We start from the raw sequence: 17,294 nt of genomic DNA, 5'->3' as shown, positions 1-17,294 counted from the left end.
CCGGTCCGGTGTTCAGTTGATGCAGATGAGGTTGAGCACGCACAGACCGGACGGATCGGTGGCAGAGGACGAGTTACTCGTCTGCGAAGTCTGCGAGCTGCTGCTGCTCGTGCCTGTGTTCGTGGTCGTGGTCGTGGTCGTCGTGCTGTCCGTGGCCGTGGACGAAGGGGCCTGCTCCGTCGTCGTGCCGGTGGTGCCGGTCGAGTCCGTCGTGCCGCCGGTGTCGACGCCCGCCGCGACCGACGTCGAGACCGTGGCATGAGACTGCGCATGCGAGGCGGTCCTCGCCGTGGGCGTGGGGGAGGAGGCGGAGTCCGTGTGGACCGACGACCGGGTCGTGGCGGACGCCGCGTCGCCCGTCCGCCGGTGCGAGCCGGACGACTTGGAGGGCGTGTTCGTGGACGCCTGCTGTGCCGTGGCGGGCGTCGACGCCGGGAGGGCGTCGTCCGAGGTCGGCAACTCGGCCACGCCCATGGACCGGTTGTCCGGCGAAGTGGCCGCCTGCGCCCGGACGTTGGACTGCTGGTTCATCGCGGAGACGGTCAGGCCACCACCGACGAGGGCGACGGCGGTCGCGACCACCGCCTTGCGCTGGTTCTTCCGCCAGCGGGCCCGCTGGCGTCGGCGCGCCGCCCGGCCCTCCGCCGACACCGGCGCGTCCGTCACGTCGTCGGACGGCATCTCGGCCGGGTCGGACCCGGCCGCCGACTCCTCGTGGAGTCCCGCGTCGTGCCACGTGGGTGCTTCGTCCCATGCCGCTGCCGCCACGCCCGTCGTCGCGTAGATGTGGGCGGGAGGAGCGATGTCCGGGGCGTAGGCGCCGCATCCGGGACACGCCAGGGCGCCGTTGAGATGCCGACGGCACGAGGAGCAGTAGTCCATCTGGTCTTCCTGAGTCGACTGCACCATCGGCCCAGTGGCCGTGGCCGGTCTCGTTCGCACGGAGGATCGAGCCGGAGGCAAAAGTAGCGAGCCTTTCGAAAGGCGGTGTGCAGCCTGTGTGATGCTCCTGCGCAGATGTCCGAGGGGTGAGGTGGGCAGGAGGGGCCTAAGTCGCATTCGCGCCCCTTGTCCCTCGGTTGGCGGACCCCGAGACACCTGCTGACAAGGTGTCAGGACGTCCTCGCGGCCGCGTCAGCCGCGCCGGACGGTCCAGAGAGTGGCGTGGTAGACGCCGTCGGGAGTGGAGGGATCGGCCGAGGCTGTCGCGCTGTTGCCGACGGCGGCCCCGTGCCGGTCGACGTCGGATGCCGTGGAGTGGACTCCGCCGACGGCGGGCAGGAGCGTGAACTCGCCGGTGTCGATCCGGTAGACGTAGCCGAAGGCACCGGGGTTGGTGTCGCCGGCGGCGACCTTTCCGGCCACGCCGTTGATGTAGGTCCGGCCGGGTCCGGGCCCGAAGGCCGACAGTGTTTTGGTGCGGAGGTCGTAGGCGTACGCGCCCGGACGCGTGGTGGCGAGGACGGTGTGCCCGGTGACGACCGGGCGGTAGGACATCTCCGGGCCCAGGTCGCTCCAGACCCCGGTGCGGATGTCGTACGCGAAACCGCGCGCCGCGGGCTGGTCGGAGGAACCGTCCGGCTTCGGCTGGAAGGTGCCGACGACCGTGTGGCCGGTGATCGAGGTGACCTTGCTGGAGACGCCGTTGTCGTAGGCGCTCAGGTCGGTCCAGGCCCGGGTGCGCAGGTCGTACACGTAGGCGTGGCCCCCCTCGAACGGCGTGTCGGGGTAGTCCCAGGTGCCCGCGACGTACCGGTTCTGGGAGGTCCCGGCCGCGGTGCTGGTCCCGTCCGGGCCGACCGGGGACTCGAGTTCGGTCATGACGCCGGTGCGCGCGTCGAACGCGTAGGCGTGGGTGTTCTGGTTCCCGGGTGTCCTGGCACTGCCCACCACCACGCTGCCGCTGATGCCGGCGACATGGCTGTCGGTGCCGCCGAAGGTGGGGATCGTCCGCGTACGGTGGGTGCTGAGGTCGTACACGAACCCGCGGGAGTTGCCGTCGGCCAGCGTGGAGTCGCCGATCACATAGCGGCCCTCGACGCCGAGCGCGGAGCTCGACGTCCCCCCGAGAGTGCCGAGGTCGGTCATGGCGCGCGCGGACCGGTCGTACGCGAAGGCGTGCCACTCGAAGTCTCCGGCGATCGCGGAACTTCCGACCACCGTGTCGGGGTCGAGCGCGAACCCCGAGCTGTAGGAGCCGCCGAGGGTGCCCAGGTCGACGGCGGTGTACTGCGGTGAGGTCCGCTTCGCGGAGTGGGCGAGCGCCGGACCCGAGCCGAGGCCGAGCAGTGCGAGCGCGAGCGCCGCGACCGTGACGCGGACACCTAATCGTCTGTGTCTCATGGAGTCCCCCTGTGGACTGATGTGCGATCGTGGCGTTGCTACCGTCCTGTCCCTCCAGCCAACCGTCGCCCCACGGAACGTACGGAAAAACTCATCCGGGTGACGCACTCCCTGTGGACGCTCGGCGCGCAGGCGCGCGCGCCGCCAGCGCCTCCAGCAGCAGGTCCACCGCCTCCTCGAACGAACTGTCCGCCATGCCCGGCAACTCGCGCCGTACCGCGGTGAGCGCCGGGTACGCCGCCGGGTCCAGGTCCTGGTAGACGTCCCGCCACGCCCGCTGGTCGGCCTCGCGCTGTTGCCGGGGGAGTGCCTGGAACGCCGCGTCGGTGGCCGCGTGGCTGAGGACGGTGTCGATGAAGGCCAGGTACAGGCGCGCGGCGGCGGCCCGCTCGAAGCCCGCGGAGAGCAGCAGGCCGATCCCCGTGTCCACCGCCTGGATCTCGCTCCTGCGCCGGGTCACCCGGTGCGCGGCCATGGCGGCCGCCCGCGGATGGGCGAGGTATCCGGCACGGACCCGCAGGGCCATCTCGCGCAGCGAGGCCACCCAGTCCTCTCCGGGGACGAACCCCGCCATCGCGTCACCGATGATCCGGTCCGCGATGGCGAGCACCAGGTCGTCGGTGTCGTGGAAATAGCGGTAGAGGGCGGTCGGGTCGCAGCCCAGGGCCGCACCGAGCCGGCGCACGCTCAACGCTTCGGGACCGTGCTCACCGATCAGCCGCAGGGCCGTCTGCACGATGAGGTCTTCGGACAGCAGGACTCCGGAGCGGGTGGGCCGCCGGCGTCGGCGCTCCTCGGGGACACGGCTGGACATGGGCACGTTCCTCTCGTCCGGGCGCGCTCAGTGAACGACCCCCACCCGCCTTACGTCAACAGGGTTGACCCAATGTGGACGTCGGCTGTTCCATCACCTCACCGCGCGGCTCTTCCCCGTCTCCCGTCCCCGAGGAGCCCTCCATGTCATCAGCACCGCCCCCGCCCCCCCGCGCCGGGCTCGGCCCTGCGCCGTTCCCTCGGCGTCGTCGACGGCGTGGCCATCGCCGCGTCCAGCACCGCGGCCACCACCAGCATCGCCATCGGCATGGGCACGATCGCGACCATCGTGGGCCTCCAGGCCCCGGCGCTGCTGCTGCTGGCCTTCCTGCCGGTTCTCGGCATCGCCACCGCCTACGCCCGCCTGAACCGCTCGGAGCCGAACTGCGGCAACGGCTACGTCTGGGTCGGCAGGGCCCTCGGCCCCTGGCCCGGCTTCCTGACCGGCTGGGTCACCCTCGTCGGCTCGGTCATCTTCTGCGCCTACACCAGCGCGATCATGGGCTCGGTCGTCCTGGCCTTCGCCAACAAAGCCGGGCTGCACAGCCTCGTCGGCATCGCCCTCGACCCCACGTCCACCGGTGTCACCACCGCCGTAGGAATGGTGATCCTCCTCGGCCTCACCGCCCTGGCCGTCACCGGGGTGCGATCCGCCACCCGCTTCCAGTTCGCCCTGCTGATCTTCGAGTACACCGTGCTGCTGGCCTTCTGCGGCTGGGCCCTGGTCACCGGGGACCACGCCGTCTCGCTGTCCTGGTTCAACCCCTTCGAGATCTCCAGCGGCACCACCTTCGCCCAGGGCATGGTGCTCGCGGTCTTCTTCTTCTGGGGCTGGGACGCGGCCTTCAGTGTCAACGAGGAGACGAAGAGCCCGGGCGACGCGGCCCGCGGCGGCCTCATCGCCCTCTTCGCCATGCTCGGTCTGTTCCTCTTCGCCTCGGTCGCCTTCCAGCGGGAGATGAGCCTGGCCGAACTCGTCAGGAACGGCCCCCAGGCCCTCCCGTACCTCGGCGAGAAACTGGCCGCCGAACCCTGGGCCACCCTGCCCCTGGTCGCGCTGATGTTCTCCGCCGTCGCCTCCGTACAGGCCACCCTGATCCCCACGGCCCGCGGCCTGTTCGCCATGAGCCGTGACCGCACGATGGGCCCCGTGTGGACCCGGATCCACCCGCGCCACGGCACCCCCGCCGCCGGCACAGTCGTCGTGATGTCCATCGCCGGAGTGATCGCCCTGCTCGCCGTCGCGATCCCCAAGCTGAGCGACATGCTGCTGGCCGCCGTCAACGCCATCGGTCTGATCGTCGCCCTCTACTACGGCCTCACCGCGCTGGCCTGCGCCGTGCGCTTCCGCTCCGCGCGGCACGAAGGAACACGGGAGGCGCTGCTCGCCATCGGCGTGCCCGCCGTGTCGGGCCTGATCCTGCTCGGCCTCGGCGGCTACCTCGGATACTCGTACCTGACCATGAGCGACCACTTCGAACTCAGCCCGGACAACGGGTGGTTCATGTTCTCGCTGCCCGCCGTGATCGTCCTGGCCGGTCTCGGCATGGCCGCCGTGGCCAAGTACGTGAGGCACTCGCCGTACTTCACCACCGGGCGCGGCACCGACGCCGAGTCCCTGACCCTGCCGATGGACCGTGCGGCGGTCTGACCCTCTCTGGAGCTCACTCACATGTCACCCACCGCGGACCTCGTGCTCACCGGCGGTCTCGTGCACACCGTCGATCCCGCCCGCAGCCGGGCCACCGCCGTGGCCGTGCGCGACGGGCGGATCGCCGCCGTCGGCCACGACGAGGTGCGCGAGCTGATCGGGCCGCGCACCGAAGTCGTCGACCTTGGCGGGAAGTTGCTGCTTCCCGGCTTCCAGGACGCCCACGTCCACCCGCAGGGCGCGGGCCTCGAACTCGGCCTGTGCCACCTCGCCGACACCGTCGACCCGGCCGAGTACCTGCGCAGGATCAAGGCGTACGCCGATCAGCACCCGGAGGCCGGGTGGATCACCGGCGGCGGCTGGTCCCTGGAGGCGTTCCCCGGCGGCGCTCCCACCGCTGCGGCTCTCGACGCGATCGTGCCGGACCGACCCGTCTTCCTGCCCAACCGCGACCACCACGGCGCCTGGGTCAACAGCCGGGCGCTGGAGCGCGCGGGCATCGACTCCCGTACCCCGGACCCGGTCGACGGCCGGATCGAACGCGACGCCGACGGCAACCCCACCGGCATGCTCCAGGAGGGCGCGGTCCACCTCGTGGGAAGGCTGGTTCCGGATCCCACGCCGCAGGAGCAACTCGCGGCCCTGCTGCGGGCCCAGGCCGTGCTGCACTCGTACGGCGTGACCGCGTGGCAGGACGCCATCGTCGGTGCGTACGCCAACATGACCGACCCGGCGCCCTCCTATCACGCGGCCCTCGACCGGGGACTGCTCACCGCCCGCGTGGTCGGCGCCCTGTGGTGGGACCGAGAGCGGGGTGCCGAGCAGATCCCCGAACTCGTCGCCCGGCGCGAGGAGTTGAACCGTGGACGGTTCCGGGCCACGACGGTGAAGGTCATGCAGGACGGCATCGCGGAGAACCACACCGCCGCGATGCTCGACCCGTATCTGACCGGCTGCGGCTGCTCCACGGACAACAGCGGCATCAGCTTCGTCGAACCGGGCGAGCTGAGGAAGTACGTCACCGAACTCGACGCGTCCGGCTTCCAGGTCCACTTCCACGCGCTCGGCGACCGCGCGGTGCGTGAGGCCCTCGACTCCGTGGAGTCCGCCCGCGCGTCCAACGGGTGGCGCGGCACGCGGCACCACCTCGCGCATCTGCAGGTCGTGCACCCGCACGACATCCCCCGGTTCCGCGCCCTGGGCGCGAGCGCCAACCTCCAGATGCTGTGGGCTGCCCACGAACCGCAGATGGACGAACTGACCCTGCCCTTCCTCGGCGCGGAACGCGGCACACGGCAGTATCCGTTCGGTGATCTGCTCCGCGCAGGCGCGACCCTGGCGGCCGGCAGCGACTGGCCGGTCAGCAGCCCCGATCCCCTCCAGGCCATCCATGTCGCCGTCAACCGGATCGCCCCCGGCGCCCCCCAGGGCACCCCGGAGTTCCTTCCGGAGCAGCGCCTCGACCTGGGCACCGCCCTTGCCGCGTACACGGCGGGCAGCGCCTATGTGAACCACCTCGACGACATCGCCGGCAGCATCACCGTGGGCAAGTCGGCCGATCTCGTCGTCCTCGACCGCGATCCGTTCGCGGGGCCGCCCGAGGAGATCGCGGCCACCCGGGTCCTGGAGACCTTTGTCGACGGGCAGCGCGTTCACGCGGCGCCGGACGCCTGAGCCGCTACCCGACGGGAAAATCGAAGTAGGTGTCCGGATAGGGCTCGCCCTCGAGCGTGTAGTGCCACCACTCGCACGCGTATGAGCTGAAACCACAGGAATCCATGAGAGAGCGCAGCTGGTGACGGTGTGCCGATTCGGCCGGCGTGATCCCCCTTGCTCCATGATGCGAGAGGGAATCCATCAGGTCATGGCCACCGCCCATGGGGACGAGTTCGCCGGTGGCCAGGTGATACAGCGTCAGGTCAACGGTACTTCCCCGGCTGTGGCCCGACTTGACGGCCACGTACCCCATGTCGAACATCTCGGCCCTGTCGATGTTCGGATAGTGCCGTGGCTTGGTCCGGCCGTCCTCCGGCTGCTGTGACCAGCGCAGAAAGCAGTCCACGGCGCGTTGCGGGCGGTAGCCGTCCCACAGGAGCAGGCCGAAACCGAGGGACTCGGCCTTTTCCTGCACCTTTTCCAGGGCCGCACACACCGTCCTCGTGCCGACTATGCGATTGGCCAGGTACCCGTCCACCGGTTTGCCGGTGAAGTTGTCCCAGGTGGCGTACTTGGCATCCCAGCGTATTCCGGGGACGAGTTCGTCCACGAAGACGAAATCATCCTTCATCCGCTTTTCCCCGTCAACGCCAGCGACACGACGCGGTCGATCACTTCGGCGAGCGGCAACCCTGCGGCAGCCATCATCCTCGGATAACGGCTGTACGAGGTCATACCGGGCAGGGTGTTGACCTCGTTGAGGATCACCGTGCCATCCTCCGTGAGGAACAAGTCCACCCGTGCGAGCCCCCTGCACCCCAAGGCGCGGTACACGGCTTTTGCCGTCTCCTGCACAAGCGAGCGTGACTCCGCCGGAATGTCGGCGGGCACGATGGGTGTCGAGTTTTCGGAGCCGCTTTCAGGCGCTGACTCCTGATGGATTCTGAAGAAGCCGTGCGAGAGGGCGATCCGATCCACCTCGCCCACAACCAGATCCCGATCGTTCCCCAGGACGGCGCATCCGATCTCGCTGCCGACCACAGCCTCTTCGATCAGCACCTTCGCGTCGTACTTGCCCGCGCTTTCGACAGCGCTCAGGAGTTCCTCTTTTCGGGACACCTCGCTGACGCCGAAGGACGACCCCGAACGGGCCGGCTTCACGAAAACAGGGTAGGTGAGCAGGTCGGGATCAACGCTCTCGTCCGCCGCGACGGTCCAGAACTTCGGCGTGGCGATGCCCGCGCTTCCGGCGACGAGGTAGGCAAGGGACTTGTCCATGCACAGGGCGGAGCTCTGGACGTCGCAGCCCACGTAGGGGATGCCGGAGATTTCCAGCAGGCCCTGTATCGCACCGTCCTCACCGAGCCTGCCGTGGAGAACGGGAAGCACGACGTCCAAGCGGATCGTTTCGTATCGCCCCTGCTCCAGAATGAGCAGTCCGTGCACGCTTCTGTCCGGTGACAGGGCAACAGGACGGCACCTGCCGTTCTCCCACTGCGGGCCGGGGCCGTCACAGAGCTGCCAAGCTCCGCCCTTCGTGATCCCGACATAGAACGGCTCGTACTTCTCGGAATCGAGGTTTCGCGCGACCTCCTGCGCCGACTTGACGGAGACACCGTGCTCTTCGGAGCGACCCCCGAAGATGATTCCGACCTTCAACCTAGCCATGCTGACTCCCGCTTTCGAATTTCAGGCAGTTGGTGATCGAGTTTTCGACCGTGTCGCTCAGGGCGCGATCTGTGTAGTAGGCCGTGTGCGGACTGATGAGCACATTCGGGAGATTCTGCAGCCGCAACAGCAGCTTGCTCTCGATGGGTTTGTTTCTGTGGTCGGCGTAGAAAATGCCCTCCTCGCCTTCGAGGACATCCAACCCCGCACCGCCCAATCGACCGCTTTCCAATGCGAGAACAAGGGCCTCGGTGTCGAGCAGTGGACCGCGTCCGGTATTGATGACGAAAGCCCCGTGCTTCAACCGCTCGATACGCTGATGATCGAGGAGATGGTATGTGTCCGGGGTGAGTGGTGCGTGGAGCGTGACGATGTCGCTCAGCTGCAGTAACTCATCGAGAGGAACGTGGTCGGCAGCAGTCTTCGGGTGGTTGTCGTGCGCCAGAATTCGACAGCCGAAACCCCGCAGCCTGTCCACGACTGCTGTGCCGATGCGTCCAGTTCCGATCACCCCGACGGTGAGGTCACGCAGTTCCTTGCCGCGCACATCGTTCAACCGGTAATCGTGCTCGTCCGCGCGGCGGACAGTGGATTTCGCATTCCGTACCGCCATCAGCATCAGCATCAGTGTGTAGTCGGCGACGCTGTCGGGCGAATAGGTGACGTTTTCAACCGAGATGCCGATGCTTGCCGCGTATTCCACGTCGATATGGTTGCAGCCGATACTCCGTGTGGAGATGTATGTCACGCCCGCTTGCCCCAGTGCGAGAAGAGTGGGAGGGGTGATCCGGGTTTTATGGCCTACGCTGACGCACCGGTTTCCCAAGGCCAGTGAAACATTGGCTTCGGATACCGCGGCCTCCGTGACGGTCGGTCTCACGCCGAAGCGGGGCGCCATCTCACGGAACAAGAGGGCCTCGTCCCGGCCGCATCCATAGATGGTGATCCCGGTTGCCGGTTCGCTGTAGGTCATGCCGCCAGTCAAGGCAGTGGAGTGTTGTCGGCCTGTATGCGGTTTCCGATATGCCGACGATATGTTTTCGATGGTTACCCATACTCATAGGTAACGTATTGTCGCCGTATCGAAAAACCCATACGCTCCGACAACGCCACGCCACCTTGACTCGAGGCATGACCTATGACGAACCAGCCTCGTGATCCCGCTCGGCGTCAGCGAGATAGCCGCGGTGGTCGGCGGCAGGGTCGAGGGCGACGGCTCCGTGACGGTGAGCGCGCCGGCCGTGCTCGACGGCAGACAGGCCGAGCCGGGCGGCCTCTTCGTCGCCTTCGCCGGCGAGCATGTCGACGGCCACGACTACGTCGGCCAAGCCGGCCGGACAGGCGCGGTGGCCGTGCTCGGCTCCCGGCCCACGCCGCTGCCCACCGTCGTCGTCGACGACGCCCGGGCCGCGCTGCGAGCACTTGCCGCCCACGTCGTGGCCCGGCTGCGCGACCGGCTGACCGTGGTCGGACTGACCGGCTCCCAAGGCAAGACCGGCACCAAGGACCTGCTGGCGGCCCTGCTGTCGAGCACCTCGCCGACAACCGCCACGATCGGCTCGCTCAACAACGAACTCGGCGTGCCGCTCACCATGCTGCGCGCCGACGCGGCCACCAGGTTCCTCGTCCTCGAGATGGGAGCCCGCCACATCGGAGACATCGCCGCGCTCACGAGCCTGGTCGCGCCCGACATCGCCGTCGTTCTCAACGTCGGCCAGGCTCACCTCGGCGAGTTCGGGTCGCGCGCGGCCATCGCCCGGACCAAGGGCGAGCTGATCCAGGGGCTGGCACCGGGCGGCACCGCCGTCCTCAACGCAGACGACCCCCGCGTGGCGGCGATGCGCTCGCTCACGGACGGCCCGGTAGTGACCTTCGGCCGTGCCGAGCACGCCGACCTGCGCGTGACCGACCTGACGCCGGACCGGCTCGGCCGGCCGTCCTTCACGCTGCGGACCGCCGACGCCTCGGTACCCGTCGCGCTGCCGCTCGTGGGCACCCACCAGGCGCTCAACGCGTCGGCCGCCGCGGCCGCGGGGCTGGCGGCCGGCGTACCCCTCGACGTGGCCACCGCGGCGCTGGCGACCGCCTCGCTGTCACCGTGGCGCATGGAACTGCGCGCGCTCGCCGGTGGCGCAACGCTGCTCAACGACTCCTACAACGCCAACCCCGACTCGACCCGCGCCGCTCTGGACGCGCTGGCGGCGATCGAAGGCGGGCGCCGCATCGCCGTCCTCGGCGAGATGCTCGAACTCGGCGACGACAGCGCGGCCGAGCACCGCGCCGTCGGCGAGTACGCCGCCTCCCGGGCCCACGTGGTGGCCGCGGTCGGCGAGAGCGCCCGGTCGATCGCCGAGGGCGCGGGAGAGCGGGCGGTGGTGCTGGCCGACAACGACGCGGCGGTCGACTGGCTGCGCGCTCACCTCGTCGCCGGCGATGTGGTCCTCGTCAAGGCCTCCCGCGGAGCGCGCCTCGACGAGGTCGCCGCCGCGCTCGCGTAGTCCGGCGCGGCGAGCCGGGGGCTCGCACCTGGCTCCAGGCCCGTAGGGGCAGGTCCTCGGGGCGGGAGAGGGCGTGGATCACCGGCCGCGCAACCGCCGACCGCGAGCACGCTGGGCCGTCGGGCCATCGTGCGGTCGGCGGTCGATCCAAGGCCGAGCCGAGCGGGCCCTTGGGCCCCGCGTTCACCGAGGTCACTCGTACGCTGACACCGAGCCGAGCTCGTAGCCGGTGTCAGTGACCGGTACGGGTTCCGGGCTCATCGCCCGCGCCGCTTCATATACAGGTCGAAGGCCCGGTAGACCATCGGCCGCAGTGGCAGGTCCCACTCACCGACGTACCTCACCGCCCGACCGCCGGTGCCGACCTTGAACTGGATCAGTCCGACGTGCGGGTCGTCGGCGTCCAGGGTGGGGGTGATGCCGCGCAGGTCATAGACGTCGCAGCCGGCCGCCAGCGAGTCGCGGATCATTGCCCACTGGCAGGCGTTGGAGCCGCGCACCTCGCGTTTCTCGGTGGAGGAGGCGCCGTAGGAGTACCACGCGTGCCCGCCGACGCGGACCAGGACGGTGGCGGCGACCAAGTCGCCTCGGTGACGGGCGAGGTAGAGCCTGATCCGCTCGGGGTCCTCCGCGCTCAGTGCCGCGAACATGGTGTCGAAGTAGGGCAGCGGCCGGGGTGTGAAGCGGTCCCGCTCGGCGGTGTGGACGTAAAGATCGTGGAACGCCTTCACGTCCGCTGCGACCGTGACCTCGACTCCCTCCTTGGCCGCCTTCTTGATGTTGCGCCGCCAGAGCTGGTTCATGCCCCTGAGGACGTCGTCCTCGGTCCTGCCGGCCAGCGGGATCTCGTACCTGAACTGCGGATGCCCGACCCCGAAGCCGTCCTCGGGGCTCTGCGGAAGCCAGCCGGCGTCCGTCAGCCGGCTGGTCACGCGGGCACCGACCGGGTCGGCCCACTGGGCGGACATCTCGGGGAGCCGCTTGATGCCCGGGTCGGCGATACCCTCCTTGACCTGGTCGGCGCTCCAGATGTTCGTGCGCACCGGCGGGCCGAGCCGGATCGCGAACGCGCCCTGTGCCTTGAGGTAGGACGCCAGCGGGTCGAGCCACGCGTCGATCTCGCCGGTCCAGTCGATGACCGGCCCCTCGGGCAGATAGGCCAGCGTGAAGCGCTCCAGCCGCGGCACCGGTCGGTGCAGGACGAGCCCGGCACCGACCAGCCGCCCGCCGCCGTACCAGCCGAGGGACTCGCTGCGCCACTCGGTCTTCACCCGGCCCCACGCCGGGGTCTGCAGGAAGCTGACCGACCGCTGTGCCCGCACGAACGCCAGATGTTCGGCTGCGCCGATCGGCCCGACCGTCAGCCTCACCGGGCGTTCCCAGTTCCTGCGCCTGCTTCGCTGTAGGACATGCCTCCAGTCAAGGCAGCGGGCTGTTGCCGACACGTATGCGGTTTCGGATACGCCGACGATATGTGCCGGCTCGGCCGACCCTCAGGAGATTCCGATGTCCGGGGACGGGGAAGGCGCGATCCTGATGGGAGAGCTGCTCACGCTTCGCGGCGGGCCGCACCGTGCTCGACGGAGGCGTCGGCAAGATGCTGGACCTGGCGCGCGCCGACCTCCGCGACATCCCCCGCCCCTCAAGCCCGTCGATCTGAGGAACGCCATGACACCGCACAGCCCGGCCCGTGCCCACGGAGCGGCCCTGCTCGCCGATCCACTCCGGAACAAGGGCACCGCCTTCAGCCCCGAGGAGCGCGCCGAACTCGGCCTGGACGGGCTGCTGCCACCGGCGACCGAGACGCTAGATGAGCAGGCCGACCGGGCGTACGAGGCGTTCCTCGGGTACGACAAGCCGCTCAACCGGCACATCTACCTGCGCCAGCTCCAGGACACCAACGAGGTGCTGTTCTACAGCCTGCTCACCCGGCACCTGGAGGAGATGCTGCCGGTCGTCTACACGCCTACGGTCGGCGAGGCGTGCCGGCGCTTCAGCGAGATCTACCGCAGGCCGCGCGGTCTGTTCCTGACGTACGAGGACCGCCACCGCTTCCGGGAGATCCTGCGCAACCGGCCCGGCGGCGAGGTCCACGTCATCGTCGTCACCGACGGTCAGCGCATCCTGGGCCTGGGCGACCAGGGCGTCGGCGGCATGGGCATCCCGATCGGCAAGCTCAGCCTGTACACCGCCATCGGCGGCATCCACCCCGCGCGCACCCTCCCCGTCCTTCTCGACGCAGGCACCGACAACGAGCAACTGCTGGCCGGCGAGCACTACCTGGGCCGCAGGCGGCACCGCGTCACCGGGGACGCCTACGACGAGATGATCGAGGCGTTCGTGTCCGCCGTGGAGGCCGAACTGCCCGGGACCCTGCTGCAGTGGGAGGACTTCGCGACCGCGCACGCCCGTCCGATCCTCGGCCGCTACCAGGACCGGCTGCTGACCTTCAACGACGACATCCAGGGCACCGCCGCCGTGGCGCTCGGCGCGCTGTCCACCGCCACGAAGGTCGCCGGAACGCCCCTGACCGACCACCGCATCGTGGTCCTGGGCGCCGGTTCGGCGGCGATCGGGGTCGCCGACATGATCCGCACCGCACTCGTGGAGGAAGGCGACTCCGAACAGCAGGCGGCCGACCGCTTCTGGTTCGTCGACATCGACGGCCTCCTGGTGCGCTCCCGCACCGACCTCACACCCGAGCAGCGTACCTACGCGCGCGATGACGCGGAGGTACGCCAGTGGGAGGCGCGCGACCTGGCGGGGGTCGTCGGCGAAGTGAAGCCGACGGTGCTGATCGGGCTGTCCACGGCGCACGGCGCGTTCACCGAACAGATCGTGCGGACGATGGCCGAAGGCTGCGACCGGCCGGTGATCCTGCCGCTGTCCAACCCGACCTCGAACGCCGAGGCCGAACCCGCCGATCTCGCCCGCTGGACCGACGGCAGGGCCCTGATCGCGGCCGGCTCGCCCTTCCCGCCGCTGAAGCTGGACGGCCGCGAGGTGCCGGTGGCGCAGGCCAACAACGTCTACGTCTTCCCCGCCGTCGGCCTGGCGGTCACCGCCTGCCGGGCCACCCGCGTGACCGACCGCATGATGGTGGCGGCGGCTCGCGCGGTGGGGGAGTGCGCGGTACGGGCGGGCGCCGACGGCGCGACCCCGCTGCTGCCTCCCCTGGCGAGCATGCGGGACGCCGCCCGCGAGATCGCCGTGGCCGTCGCGCTGGCCGCAGTCGAGGACGGCGTGGCCCCCGAGGCCACGGAGGCCGAGCTGCGCGAAGCGATCGCGACGACGCAGTGGACACCGCGGTACGCGTCCTGAGATGCAGTTGCCGGACCTGGCAGCTCTCAGGGCCTGTGACAGGATCTGCGGTGGGCGCGGGGCCTGCTGGGGTTGAAGGCAGAGGACGAGTGACATGGACCGGCCGCCAGGCATGATGGACGTGGCCCGGGAGGCCGGCGTCTCGCACATCACCGTCTCCCGTGTCATCAACGGCCATCCCTCGGTCCGTCCCGAGACCCGCACCCGGGTCGAGGCCGCGATCCAGAAGCTGGGCTACCGCCGCAACAGCGTCGCCAGGGCCCTCAAGAGCCGGCGTTCCTCGACGATCGGCGTGGTGATCGTCGGGTCGGACCTGTTCGAGCTGCCGCGTATCCTCCTGGGCGTCGAGACGGCCGCCAAGCAGGCCGGTTACTGGGTGAGCCTGGCCAGCCGACAGGGTGAGAGCACCTCCGCCGACCTCGTGGAGACCCTGCAACGGCTCACCGACCAGTCGGTGGAGGCGATCGCGGTCGTAGCGGACCGGCCCGTCGTGGTGGAGGCGTTGTCCGGCCTTTCCTTCGGGGCGCCGGTGACGGTGGTGATGTCCGGCAGCGCACCCCACCCCGGTCTGGGCTTCGTCGAGGTCGACCAGGAACTGGGCGCCCGGCTCGCGGTTCGCCACCTCCTCGGCCTCGGACACCGGGACATCGCCCACCTGACGGGTGCGCTGCGCACCTTCGACGCCAGGGCACGTGTCGACGGCTGGCAGGCCGAACTCGCCGCGTCGGAAGCCGAAGGAGCCCTGCTGGAAGGCGACTTCAGTGCGGAGAGCGGATTCCGCCTGGCCCACGAACTCTGCGACGCCGATACCGGCCTGCCCACCGCGGTCTTCGCCGGAAACGACCAGATGGCGATGGGAGCGCTGGCCGCCTTCGCCGAGCGGGGCGTGAAGGTACCGCAGGACGTCTCCCTCGTCGGCTTCGACGACATGAAGGGTGCCGGATACCTGGTCCCCGCTCTGACCACGGTCCGGCAGGACTTCGTCCACCTCGGCAGGACCGCCATCGAGCAGCTGGTGCGGACGCTGGGCGGGGAGCGGGCGGAACGGCAGAAGATCACACCGGAACTCGTCGTACGGCGAAGCACCGCCGCGCCTCGCGCCGGTTCCTGAAGCCCGCCGTCGTTTCGCCGGCCCGAAGGCGACTGGCGCACCTGGTACTTCAGGGACGACCGGCCCACTCCGAGTCGGACGAAAAGGCAACGAACGGGGCGGGACAGGGGCCCAGGCTGCTTGTTAACGTTAACATCGCCAGGGTGGCCGACGGCAGACACGGGACGCCGACCCGTCCGATCCGCCGGAGCCCGGGCCATCGGCCACGACAACGGAGAGACGTGCATGCCCACTGCCGCGAACGCACAGCAGCTGACGTTCCCCGCCGACTTCCTCCTCGGCTCCGCGACCGCCGCCTACCAGATCGAGGGTGCCGCCGACGAGGACGGGCGCGGCCCCTCCATCTGGGACACCTACTCCCACACGCCGGGCAGGACGTGGAACGGCGACACCGGTGACGTGGCCGCCGATCACTACCACCGCCTCGACGAAGACCTCGACCTCATGGCGTCCCTGGGCCTGAAGGCCTACCGGTTCTCCATAGCCTGGCCGCGCATCCAGCCCACGGGCCGCGGCCCGGCCAATCCCAAGGGGCTCGACTTCTACAGCCGGTTGGTCGACGGCCTGCTCCAGAGGGACATCGCGCCGGTCGCGACCCTCTACCACTGGGACCTGCCCCAGGCCCTGGAGGACGAGGGCGGCTGGACGAACCGCGAGACCGCGTACGCCTTCGCCGACTACGCCCGTGTGGTCGGCGAAGCGCTCGGCGACCGCGTCGCGATCTGGACCACGCTGAACGAACCGTGGTGTTCCGCCTACCTCGGCTACGGCGCCGGAGCCCACGCTCCCGGCCGCAGCGACGGCGCCGCGGCGCTGACAGCGGTCCACCACCTCAACCTCGCCCACGGACTCGCCGTCCAGCAGCTCAGGGCGGTCACCACCAACGACCCGCAGTACTCGGTCACGCTCAACTTCCATGTCCTGAGAGGCGAGGGCGAGGGTGCCGAGGAGGCCGTACGGCGCATCGACGCGCTGGCCAATCGCGCCTTCACCGAACCCCTGTTGCGCGGCCATTACCCGCAGGACCTCATCGAGGACACCGCCGCCGTCACCGACTGGGCGTTCGTGCAGGACGGTGACCTCGACCGGATCCACCAGCCCCTGGACCTGCTCGGCGTCAACTACTACGCCACCACCACCGTCCGCCTCTGGGGGGGTGTGACACCGCGTCAGAACAATGACGGGCACAAGGACATGGGCGGGTCCCCCTGGCCCGGCTCGACCCATGTCGAGTTCGTCGCCCAGCAGGGCCCGCACACCGCCATGGGCTGGAACATCGACCCCGACGGGCTCGAGGAACTCCTCCTGGACCTGCACGCCCGCTTCCCGGACCAGCCTCTGGTCATCACCGAGAACGGAGCGGCCTTCGAGGACCACCTCTCCACCCGCCCCGACGGGAGTCACGCCGTCCACGACCCGGAGCGCATCGACTACCTCCACCGCCACTTCGTCGCCGCCCATCGGGCCCTCACCGCCGGTGTCGATCTGCGCGGGTACTTCGTGTGGTCCCTGATGGACAACTTCGAGTGGGGCTACGGCTACTCCAAGCGGTTCGGCATCGTCCACGTCGACTACGACACCCAGCGGCGCACGCTCAAGGACAGCGCCCTGTGGTATCGGGAACTGGCGACGACGGGCAGCATTCCGCTGCCGGGGGCCAAGGTGGGCTGACCCGACTCGGACCCCGGACCATTGGGTGAGGTGTCAACTATGTTTACACTTTCTCCATGGGAGAGACGGTGCGATGGCTGACGCCGGAGGAGCAGCGCGCGTGGCGTGGCTTCATCCGGTTGCAGGAGCGGCTCGGCGGGCGCCTCGGGCGCCTGCTGCAGTCGGAGTCCAACGTGTCGCCGGCCGACTTCGCGGTGCTGGTCCATCTGACGGACACCCCGGAGGGGCGACAGCGGTACCAGGATCTGGCCCGGGCACTGGAGTGGGAGAAGAGCCGGATGTCCCACCACATCGCGCGGATGGCCGGGCGGGGAATGGTGGTCCGGGAGGACTGCCTCGAGGACGCTCGGGGCGCCTTCGTGGTGATCACGGACGTCGGCCGGGCGGCGGTCGAGGCGGCGGCCCCACGTCATGTCGAGGCGGTACGTGAACTGTTCATGGACCATGTCACCCCGGCCGAACTGCGGGTCCTGGCCGAGATCTCCGAGCGTGTCATCGGCAAGCTGGACGAGGACCTGTCCTGACCCGGCCCGGTCTGCCGGAGGGGTGCTCGATCGGCTGC

The 17,294-nt window shown here is 69.7% G+C and carries 14 protein-coding genes; 7 read left to right on the top strand and 7 right to left on the bottom strand.

What is annotated here, in order from left to right:
* Positions 1–12: 12 nt before the first annotated feature.
* The 3 genes from OG841_RS05980 to OG841_RS05970 form a co-directional block, all read right to left on the bottom strand.
* A complete protein-coding gene (locus OG841_RS05980) occupies positions 13–909 on the bottom strand; it encodes an SCO2400 family protein (protein WP_371563897.1) in 897 nt (298 codons plus the stop codon).
* A 225-nt stretch (positions 910–1,134) separates the two neighbouring features.
* Complete coding sequence (locus OG841_RS05975; RefSeq protein WP_371563895.1) at positions 1,135–2,343, bottom strand: hypothetical protein; 1,209 nt, start codon at positions 2,341–2,343, stop codon at positions 1,135–1,137.
* Between the two features lie 91 nt (positions 2,344–2,434).
* Entirely contained in the window at positions 2,435–3,157 is a 723-nt protein-coding gene (locus tag OG841_RS05970) for a TetR family transcriptional regulator (RefSeq protein WP_328642427.1), read from the bottom strand.
* A 216-nt stretch (positions 3,158–3,373) separates the two neighbouring features.
* Here OG841_RS05970 and OG841_RS05965 point away from each other — a divergent pair, with 216 nt between their 5' ends.
* A complete protein-coding gene (locus OG841_RS05965) occupies positions 3,374–4,807 on the top strand; it encodes an APC family permease (RefSeq protein WP_371563893.1) in 1,434 nt (477 codons plus the stop codon).
* Between the two features lie 21 nt (positions 4,808–4,828).
* On the top strand, positions 4,829–6,481 hold the full coding sequence (locus tag OG841_RS05960; RefSeq protein ID WP_371563891.1) for an amidohydrolase: 1,653 nt from the start codon (positions 4,829–4,831) through the stop codon (positions 6,479–6,481).
* A 4-nt stretch (positions 6,482–6,485) separates the two neighbouring features.
* On the opposite strand, the gene vanX is transcribed toward OG841_RS05960, so the two are convergent.
* The 3 genes from vanX to vanH are packed head-to-tail and all read right to left on the bottom strand — an operon-like array spanning position 6,486 to position 9,104.
* Positions 6,486–7,094, bottom strand: a complete 609-nt coding sequence (gene vanX, locus OG841_RS05955; RefSeq protein WP_328642430.1) for a D-Ala-D-Ala dipeptidase VanX — start codon at positions 7,092–7,094, stop codon at positions 6,486–6,488.
* A complete protein-coding gene (vanA-Sc, locus tag OG841_RS05950; protein WP_371563889.1) occupies positions 7,091–8,131 on the bottom strand; it encodes a D-alanine--(R)-lactate ligase VanA-Sc in 1,041 nt (346 codons plus the stop codon). The genes vanX and vanA-Sc overlap by 4 nt, the downstream gene beginning before the upstream one ends.
* Complete coding sequence (vanH, locus tag OG841_RS05945; RefSeq protein WP_371563887.1) at positions 8,124–9,104, bottom strand: D-lactate dehydrogenase VanH; 981 nt, start codon at positions 9,102–9,104, stop codon at positions 8,124–8,126. Before vanH ends, vanA-Sc begins: the two co-directional genes overlap by 8 nt.
* A gap of 181 nt (positions 9,105–9,285) precedes the next feature.
* Between vanH and OG841_RS05940 the strand changes: the two genes are divergently transcribed.
* Positions 9,286–10,629, top strand: coding sequence for a UDP-N-acetylmuramoyl-tripeptide--D-alanyl-D-alanine ligase (locus OG841_RS05940; RefSeq protein WP_328642433.1), 1,344 nt, complete (start codon positions 9,286–9,288; stop codon positions 10,627–10,629).
* A gap of 257 nt (positions 10,630–10,886) precedes the next feature.
* On the opposite strand, the gene OG841_RS05935 is transcribed toward OG841_RS05940, so the two are convergent.
* Positions 10,887–11,999 (bottom strand): lipid II:glycine glycyltransferase FemX, encoded by a 1,113-nt coding sequence (locus tag OG841_RS05935; RefSeq protein ID WP_328642434.1) that lies wholly within the window; start codon positions 11,997–11,999, stop codon positions 10,887–10,889.
* Positions 12,000–12,297: 298 nt separating this feature from the next.
* On the opposite strand from OG841_RS05935, the gene OG841_RS05930 reads away from it, so the two are divergent.
* The 4 genes from OG841_RS05930 (at position 12,298) to OG841_RS05915 (ending at position 17,256) form a co-directional block, all read left to right on the top strand.
* Positions 12,298–13,950, top strand: coding sequence for an NAD-dependent malic enzyme (locus OG841_RS05930; RefSeq protein ID WP_371563884.1), 1,653 nt, complete (start codon positions 12,298–12,300; stop codon positions 13,948–13,950).
* A gap of 94 nt (positions 13,951–14,044) precedes the next feature.
* Positions 14,045–15,061 (top strand): LacI family DNA-binding transcriptional regulator, encoded by a 1,017-nt coding sequence (locus OG841_RS05925; RefSeq protein WP_371563882.1) that lies wholly within the window; start codon positions 14,045–14,047, stop codon positions 15,059–15,061.
* Between the two features lie 225 nt (positions 15,062–15,286).
* Complete coding sequence (locus OG841_RS05920) at positions 15,287–16,732, top strand: GH1 family beta-glucosidase (protein WP_371563880.1); 1,446 nt, start codon at positions 15,287–15,289, stop codon at positions 16,730–16,732.
* A gap of 56 nt (positions 16,733–16,788) precedes the next feature.
* On the top strand, positions 16,789–17,256 hold the full coding sequence (locus OG841_RS05915; RefSeq protein ID WP_328642438.1) for a MarR family winged helix-turn-helix transcriptional regulator: 468 nt from the start codon (positions 16,789–16,791) through the stop codon (positions 17,254–17,256).
* Positions 17,257–17,294 lie beyond the last annotated feature (38 nt).

The sequence above is a fragment of the Streptomyces canus genome, assembly GCF_041435015.1.
Taxonomy (GTDB): domain Bacteria; phylum Actinomycetota; class Actinomycetes; order Streptomycetales; family Streptomycetaceae; genus Streptomyces; species Streptomyces canus_G.
The sequence above is the reverse complement of the archived record's forward strand: the minus strand, read 5'-3'. Positions and strand labels throughout refer to the sequence as shown.

What these genes read in the sequence shown, in the direction of transcription:
- OG841_RS05930 (WP_371563884.1), top strand. Translation starts at nt 12,298, where the DNA reads ATGACACCGCACAGCCCGGCCCGTGCCCACGGAGCGGCCCTGCTCGCC.
- vanH (WP_371563887.1), bottom strand. Translation starts at nt 9,104, where the DNA reads ATGACCTACAGCGAACCGGCAACCGGGATCACCATCTATGGATGCGGC.
- OG841_RS05970 (WP_328642427.1), bottom strand. Translation starts at nt 3,157, where the DNA reads ATGTCCAGCCGTGTCCCCGAGGAGCGCCGACGCCGGCGGCCCACCCGC.
- vanA-Sc (WP_371563889.1), bottom strand. Translation starts at nt 8,131, where the DNA reads ATGGCTAGGTTGAAGGTCGGAATCATCTTCGGGGGTCGCTCCGAAGAG.
- vanX (WP_328642430.1), bottom strand. Translation starts at nt 7,094, where the DNA reads ATGAAGGATGATTTCGTCTTCGTGGACGAACTCGTCCCCGGAATACGC.
- OG841_RS05915 (WP_328642438.1), top strand. Translation starts at nt 16,789, where the DNA reads ATGGGAGAGACGGTGCGATGGCTGACGCCGGAGGAGCAGCGCGCGTGG.
- OG841_RS05920 (WP_371563880.1), top strand. Translation starts at nt 15,287, where the DNA reads ATGCCCACTGCCGCGAACGCACAGCAGCTGACGTTCCCCGCCGACTTC.
- OG841_RS05925 (WP_371563882.1), top strand. Translation starts at nt 14,045, where the DNA reads ATGGACCGGCCGCCAGGCATGATGGACGTGGCCCGGGAGGCCGGCGTC.
- OG841_RS05960 (WP_371563891.1), top strand. Translation starts at nt 4,829, where the DNA reads ATGTCACCCACCGCGGACCTCGTGCTCACCGGCGGTCTCGTGCACACC.
- OG841_RS05980 (WP_371563897.1), bottom strand. Translation starts at nt 909, where the DNA reads ATGGTGCAGTCGACTCAGGAAGACCAGATGGACTACTGCTCCTCGTGC.
- OG841_RS05975 (WP_371563895.1), bottom strand. Translation starts at nt 2,343, where the DNA reads ATGAGACACAGACGATTAGGTGTCCGCGTCACGGTCGCGGCGCTCGCG.